Below are 5,013 nucleotides of genomic sequence, written 5' to 3'. Positions count from 1 at the left end.
GAAGAAGCTGGACGTAAAGGCGGGAAAGCCACATCCCAAAATCATGATAAAGAATTCTATCAGGAGATCGGAGAAAAAGGCGGAGAAGCGACCGCCAGTAATCACGATAAAGAATTCTATCAGGAGATTGGAGAAAAAGGCGGAGAAGCGACTGCCAGCAATCACGATAAGGAATTCTATCAGGAAATCGGTGAAAAAGGCGGCAGAAACTCCAGTAATTCCGGTAATTCCAACAACTCCAGCCGTTCAAGAAGCAACAACTCAAATAACAACGGATAATTTAATGGTAACAATAAGAAGGGGCTGGGACAAAAGTGTTTTAGCCTAAGAAAAACCCGAACTAAACTGCCTTCTAACAGGCAAATTAGTTCGGGTTATTATTTTATTCAATGTACACTTAAGTTTTAGCACTTTCCAGCGGTTGATTGGAGTGCAAGAAGGAGACTCCTGCGGAAAGCGAAGTCTTGCACGGAAATCATTAGCGGTATTAAGAATATACGCTGAAATTGTTCGTCTTTATGTCGTGGTTTATTTGTTTTGTCCCAGCCTCTTCTTTAAGTATGCCAGGAATGCTTCCGGCTATAGAGTGAAGTTTCCGGGTGTGAAGGGATTGGGAGAAGCACCGGTGTCTGGAGACCGCCGGACCCAAAAAAACTGGCTGCACAGGTTTTATTCTAAAACAAACGGGGAATAATCTTTTCGTAAAGAAATTATCGGGAGGTTAAACCCTATGAGCCTGACTAGGAAAGCAGTCGAGGACAAGAACGTAGATTGTTCTACCGAATATGGAGAGTTGAAGAAGGTGGTGGTGGTTTCACCTCAGAACATGAGAATCACCGAAGTAATCAATGAAACCCAAAAACATTATTTAAAAGACAACATAAACATAAAGAAAGCCGTTAACCAGCATGAGGAATTTGTCAGGATCCTTGAGGGAAATGGAGCCGCAGTGGATCATCTCGAACCTCGTGAAGAGCTGAATGAGCAGGTGTTCACAAGGGATATCGGATTTTGCGTAGGAAATGAATTCGTTGTTTCGTCCATGAATACCAGCTTAAGGGAGGGGGAAGTGAAGGTGCTCCTTCATTGGCTCGAGGAGAACAATATCCCCCATGCGCATTTGGCAGCGCACTCGATTGAAGGCGGGGATGTGCTTGTAGACGGGAAAGATATATGGGTGGGACTGAGCGGACGTACAAATCGCCTTGCAGTTCAATCCCTAAAAAAACTTCTTCCTGACTACACCGTCCACGCCCTTCCGTTAAGGAATGATATCCTTCACCTGGATTGTGTATTCACAATCATCTCAGAAGAAACTGCGATCGTGTATCCGCCTGCTTTCGCGAAAAAGGATCTGGAAAAAATTAAGGAGCACTACACTATTATTGAAGTGAGTGAAAGGGAACAATTCCAGATGGGTCCGAATGTGCTGGCGATCGGAAATAAGAAAATCATCAGCCTTCCCCAAAACAAACAATTGAATGAGAGAATCAGGGAAGAAGGCTTTACTGTCATTGAGACAGACTTCTCTGAAATCATTAAATCAGGCGGCTCCTTCAGATGCTGTACACTGCCGATCATAAGAGATTAAAAATCATGGCCCGTCCCGAAGTGCTTTAATGCAGCGTAGGGGCGGGTCTTTGCTGCGGGATGTGGTTTCAGGCATTGTTTACAAAGGTTTTACACGATTGTAGCTTCTTTGAAAAAGCTTCTTTATAATCTTCTACTATTCTAGTAACTGTATTGAAAAACTAGGAGGTAAGGAAATGAAGAAGTCAATGAAAAAAATTATTCCACTTGCAGTGGTCTCATCTTTAGCGATAGGCAGTGTGATCGGAATGAATCAGGATAATACGGAAGCAGAAGCCGAAGAATCAAAAAATGGCAAAGCCAAGAATGTTATTTTTATGATTGGTGACGGTATGGGAGTTCCCTATACAACAGCTCTCCGTTATATGAATGACAATCCTGAAACACCGGAGTTTGAAAAGACGGCATTCGATCCTTATCTTGTCGGACTGCAATCCACCTATCCGGAAGATGAACACGAAAATGTAACGGACTCAGCAGCTGCAGCGACAGCAATGAGCGGCGGAGTTAAAACATATAATAATGCAATCGCAGTTGAAAATGATAAATCCAGAGTGAAGACAGTTCTGGAGCAGGCTAAAGAAAATGGTATGGCTACTGGGATCGTATCAACGTCGCAGATCACGCATGCCACTCCTGCTTCATACGGTGCTCATGATGAACATCGTGACAATGAAAATGAAATCGCGAATGATTATTTCGACGAAATGATTAAAGGTCAACATAAGATGGACGTTATGCTTGGCGGCGGGACGGATTTCTTTGAACGAGAAGATCGCAACCTTGCAGAAGAGTTCAAGAATGACGGATACAGCTATGTGACGTCTGCTGAAGAAATGAAGAAAGACGATAACGAACAGATACTTGGTCTTTTTGCCGAAGAGGGAATGGACAAGGTGATCGACCGCGATGAGAAACAGCCAAGCCTGGCTGACATGACGACTTCTGCGCTCAATCGTCTGAATGGTGACAAGGACGGGTTCTTCTTAATGGTGGAAGGAAGTCAAATCGATTGGGCAGGCCATGATAATGATGTGGTCGGAGCCATGAGTGAAATGAGAGATTTTGAAAAAGCATTTGAAGAAGTCCGTGACTTTGCAAAAGAAAACGGAGAAACATTGGTGGTTGTTACTGCAGACCATTCTACAGGAGGATTCTCCATCGGTTCAGATGGTGAGTATAGCTGGAATCCGGATGTAATCGATGCAGCGAAGCGTACGCCTGACTTTATGGCAGAAGCGATTGCGAATGGAGCTTCAGTGGAAGATACCCTGTCTCAATATGTAAATCTGGAACTGACAGGTGAAGAAATGGCTTCTGTACAAGATGCTGCAGTTACAAAGGACAAAGTTGAAATTGATCAAGCGATTGAAAAAATCTTCGACAAACGTTCAGGTACAGGCTGGACAACGGGCGGTCATACTGGGGATGATGTTCCTGTTTATGCATTTGGGCCTCAGAAAGAGAAATTTGCAGGGATGATTGACAATACAAATCAGGCACAGTTAATCTTTGAAATATTAAAGAACAAAGGAAAAATAAAAGAAGATAAATAATAGAAAAAGGGGCTGGGACAAAAGTATCTTAGCTTAAGAAAAACCCGAACTAAACTGCCTTCTTACAGGCAAATTAGTTCGGGTTTTTATTTTGTTCAATGTACATTTAGATTTTAGCTCTTTCCAGTGGTTGATTGGAGTGCAAGACGAAGACTCCTGCGGGAAAAGTAGCTTATTAGAAAAGCGGAAGGGCTTTGCTCAGAGGCGGGTGGCATAAGACGAATCGTCCTGGAAGGGGCACTTTGCCTTCTTGGTCGGTTTGGCTTATGTCATGTGCCTCTAAGCCCTGCAGCTAGACAAGTGAGACCCCGCAGGCTTGTGCACTGGACCCATAAAGTTGAACACATATTTATTAAGCAGCTAATTGAATGATACTGTTTCGATAAGCTACTGGACTTTTCCGTTTCAATCTTGATTTAATTCTCAAATGATTGTAGTAATGCATGTATTCTTCTAGTTCGTCTTGAAAGTCTCGATACTATCAAATTCCTGTAAATAAAGGAATTCGGATTTAAGTATCCCAAAAAAGTTTTCCATGACAGAGTTGTCATGACAGTTTCCTTTTCGAGACATGCTTTGTGTGATGTTATGTTCTTTCAGTGCCCTTCGGTACTGGGCCATTCGATAGTGCCAGCCCTGATCGGAATGAATCAAGAGCTCATCGCCTTCATTTACGTATTTTAATCCTTGTGCCAACATCGTCTCGACCAAATCAAACGTCGGTCTTGATTGGAGCGTATAGGTAATGATTTCACCGTTAAACAGGTCCAAAATCGGGGACAGATAGAGCTTCTGTCCGAACAATTTAAATTCCGTAATGTCCGTCACCCACTTTTGGTTAGGTTTCTGGGCTCTAAAGTTACGGTTCAGGATGTTTGGAGCCGCTTTTCCGATTTCCCCTTTATACGATTTGTACTTTTTCATACGCACAATGCATTTTAGTCCTAGATCTCTCATAATTCGAAGTACTTTCTTTTTATTGACCGTAAATCCTTTTTCCTGAAGGACGTCGGTAATGCGACGGTATCCAAATCGCCCTGAGTGTCTATGGTAAATGAATTTAATCCTTCTTTTCCATTTGCGGTCAGGGTCTGGTCGGTTCCATTTTTTTATGAGGTTGTAGTAAGTGCTTTTGGCCATCTTAGCTACTTTTATCGTTCTAGTCACCGGAAACTCGTTCCTTAGTTCATATACTACTTTCGCTTTGATTTCGTTGGTGATTGTTCTTCCTGAACTAAGGATTTCAGCTTTTTTAAATACGCATTCTCCATACGAAGGTATTCAAGTTCTTTTTTCATATCTTCTGCCGACTGGTTGGAAGAGTTATCTTTGCCCTTTTTATTCTGATTGGAAGTCATTGTAGAAAGCCCCTTTTCTTTTGGTTCAAGGGCATCTTCTCCAGCTGTCTCCCACTTTTTCTTCCACCTGCGAACCATACATGGATCTGGGATATGAAAAATGGCTGATGCCTCTCGAATGGAGTAATTCTTTTCCGTAATAAATTGAATTACCCTCAGTTTAAAGGCAGAAGGATAGTTTGTATAGGGAAAGGCGAAAGCTTGATCCCCATGGTAACGAACTAACATCACCCAGTAACGGAGAATGGACTCATCTACGCCAACTTGATTCGCTAGTTCTCGATAACTGACTAATTCATTTAGAAAACGTTTGGCAACTTGTAATTTATATTCCAGTGTAAACTTAGCCATTTGTGCGGGCACCTCCTATTGTTGGTTGGGGTGTCCAACAATAGGGGAGCAACACAGCTTGCCGAGGAGACTCACGGGCTACCCGCGGAAAGCGAAGTCTTGCACGGAAATCATTAGCGGTATTAAGAATACACTGAAATTGTTCGTCTTTATGTCGT

4 protein-coding genes and 1 pseudogene are annotated in these 5,013 nt (G+C 42.6%); 4 read left to right on the top strand and 1 reads right to left on the bottom strand.

Translation table 11 applies throughout. The features are described from left to right. From HP456_RS07495 to HP456_RS07480, 4 genes are all read left to right on the top strand, one after another. Positions 1 to 279, top strand: a 279-nt coding sequence (locus HP456_RS07495; protein ID WP_172249601.1) for a KGG domain-containing protein, incomplete at its 5' end; no start/stop codon positions are given. 151 nt (positions 280 to 430) lie between these two features. After that, positions 431 to 694 carry a hypothetical protein gene (locus tag HP456_RS07490; protein WP_172249599.1) on the top strand — a complete coding sequence of 88 codons (264 nt, stop codon included), beginning with the start codon at positions 431 to 433 and terminating at the stop codon, positions 692 to 694. Between the two features lie 36 nt (positions 695 to 730). Next, complete coding sequence (locus tag HP456_RS07485; RefSeq protein ID WP_172249597.1) at positions 731 to 1,591, top strand: dimethylarginine dimethylaminohydrolase family protein; 861 nt, start codon at positions 731 to 733, stop codon at positions 1,589 to 1,591. 175 nt (positions 1,592 to 1,766) lie between these two features. Beyond that, positions 1,767 to 3,146 (top strand): alkaline phosphatase, encoded by a 1,380-nt coding sequence (locus HP456_RS07480; RefSeq protein ID WP_172249595.1) that lies wholly within the window; start codon positions 1,767 to 1,769, stop codon positions 3,144 to 3,146. A gap of 352 nt (positions 3,147 to 3,498) precedes the next feature. Here the strand turns inward: HP456_RS07480 and HP456_RS07475 are convergent. Next, a pseudogene (locus HP456_RS07475) lies at positions 3,499 to 4,855 on the bottom strand (IS3 family transposase). Positions 4,856 to 5,013: the final 158 nt, after the last annotated feature.

Source organism: Bacillus haikouensis (genome assembly GCF_013179555.1).
In the GTDB taxonomy this organism is placed as follows: Bacteria; Bacillota; Bacilli; order Bacillales; family Bacillaceae_B; genus Rossellomorea; species Rossellomorea haikouensis_A.
This window is presented reverse-complemented; position numbering and strand designations above follow the sequence as displayed.